This window comes from Pseudalkalibacillus sp. JSM 102089, assembly GCF_041366475.1.
In the GTDB taxonomy this organism is placed as follows: domain Bacteria; phylum Bacillota; class Bacilli; order Bacillales; family Guptibacillaceae; genus Guptibacillus; species Guptibacillus hwajinpoensis_B.
In genome coordinates this window covers 1-2,151 of the sequence record NZ_JBEWYW010000031.1, presented here as the reverse complement: position 1 = coordinate 2,151, position 2,151 = coordinate 1, and the positions used below count along the sequence as shown (strand labels likewise).

General features: G+C 38.0%; 2 protein-coding genes. Both read left to right on the top strand.

Annotated elements, in window-relative coordinates:
• The first annotated feature begins 101 nt into the window (after positions 1 to 101).
• Complete coding sequence (gene istA / locus ABVF21_RS22665; protein ID WP_371019071.1) at positions 102 to 1,340, top strand: IS21 family transposase; 1,239 nt, start codon at positions 102 to 104, stop codon at positions 1,338 to 1,340.
• Positions 1,337 to 2,098 (top strand): IS21-like element helper ATPase IstB, encoded by a 762-nt coding sequence (gene istB / locus ABVF21_RS22660; RefSeq protein ID WP_371019070.1) that lies wholly within the window; start codon positions 1,337 to 1,339, stop codon positions 2,096 to 2,098. The genes istA and istB overlap by 4 nt, the downstream gene beginning before the upstream one ends.
• Positions 2,099 to 2,151 lie beyond the last annotated feature (53 nt).

The following is a 2,151-nucleotide window of genomic DNA, read 5'->3' as shown; positions in this document are numbered from 1 at the left end:
TGTTAGTAACGGTGATAAAATCCCTTATAACAACGGTACCAAATTCCCCACTAATAACGGATAATCATTCTATATAACTTTTAGACATGGAGTGTAGAGTGATGGTCCAGACTGGGGAATTTTTTATGATTAGAGAACTTTTTCAAAAAGGTTGGTCAATAACGGCGATTTCTGACGAAACCGGGTTTGATCCCAAGACTATACGAAAGTACATAAAAAGTGATGAGATACCTAAAAGGAAGAGCAGCCAAGCCACTTCGGAAAGTAAATTAGATCCGTATAAAGAGTATCTTAAAACGAGAATAAAAGAAGGAACGACAAACTGTTCAGTGTTGTTTGATGAGATAGAAGCATTAGGGTATGAGGGTAAGATGACTATTCTTAGAGACTTTGTAAGGCCATACCGTACAAGTCCTAAAAAGCAAGCGACTGTTCGATACGAAACCTCTCCTGGTAAACAGGCTCAAATGGATTGGGGAGAGATTGGCAAATATGAAGTAAATGGAGAGGAGAAAGAAGTTTATGCTTTCACTATGGTATTAAGCTATTCTCGTATGAAGTATGTAGAGTTTACAGACAGCATGAATCTAGAAACATTAATGAAGTGTCATATGAATGCTTTTGCCTATTTCAATGGGGTTCCAGAGCAAATACTCTATGACAATATGAAGACAGCTGTTATCAAACATAGCCCAGTAGAAATACGATTTAATCAAAAATTTGAGGAGTTCCTAGCTTACTATGGCATTGCACCGAAAGCCTGCAAACCATATAGACCTCAAACCAAGGGTAAGGTTGAAAATGTAGTTGGTTACGTTAAGAAGAACTTCCTGCAGCGTAGACACTCGAAAACGTTAGAAGGCTTAAACAAAGAAGTTAGAACTTGGCTTGATCAAACAGCCAACCGTAAGGTTCATCAAACGACTCAAGTCCCACCAGAAACACGTTTTCAACATGAGCAAAAGTATCTGGCAAAGTCGAATAGTAAACCTTTGTTTCCTATAAGTCATTGGGAAATCCGGTCAGTGAGTAAAGATTGTTTCATCTCCTATCAAGGAAATCGATACTCCGTACCTTTCCGGTACGTAGGGCAAGAGCTCAAAATAAAACAAACACTTAATCATCACTTAGAAATCTATGATGCCTATGAATGCATAGCTAGACATCCCCTCATGAAAGGAAAAGCGAAAGATCATATTCAAATTGAACATTATAAAGGACTGAAAATGACCTCCGAAGGTTTGCCGACCCAGAGTCATTTACAGTCCACGAAAGAAATTGAAGTAGAACAACGTTCTCTTCAAATCTATGATCAACTGGAAAGTGGTGATCCATCATGAACACCGACAATCTAGTTGAACGCTTAAAGCTTTTAGGTTGGTCATACACTGCTGACCAACTAGATGGTCTTTTAGAAGATTCATCTAAAAATAATGTATCATATTCCGAGTTTCTATACACTCTTTTGTCCAATGAAATTGAATATAAGGAGCAATTAGAATTAGAGAAACGTATTAAAAAAGCAAGGTTACCATATGTGAAAACCATACATGACTTTGACTTTCCTTTTCAACCGAGCTTAGATCCAAAACGAGTGAACGAAGTTCTGACAGGAAGGTATATCCATAATGGAGAAAACATCATTCTACTTGGACCACCCGGAGTAGGTAAAACTCACTTAGCAATATCTATGGCTCTAGAAGCGTTAACTCAAGGCCACACTGCTCTTTTCATTACTGCGAATGATTTTATCAGTGAGTGCCGGAAGGCACATAAAGAAGGACTTATCCAACGTATTATCAAGCGTTACTGTCGTCCAGATCTTCTTATTATGGATGAAATAGGCTATTTTGCCTTCGATGAGGTAAGTGCTCATACCCTGTTTCAAATCATATCAAAAAGGTACGAACAAGGAGCTATGATCTTAACTTCAAACAAGTCTTACGTAGAATGGGGAAAGATTTTTGGTGACGATGTGCTGGCTACGGCCATGTTAGATCGAATTGTTCACCACTCTACTACATTTAATATCAAAGGTGGGTCTTACAGATTAAGAGAAAAAGTAAAAGCTGGCATACAGCCAGCTAAGATACGCTAATATTAGGGAATTTGTTTCCGTTGAAATTAGGGAATTTTAAACCGTTATTGACA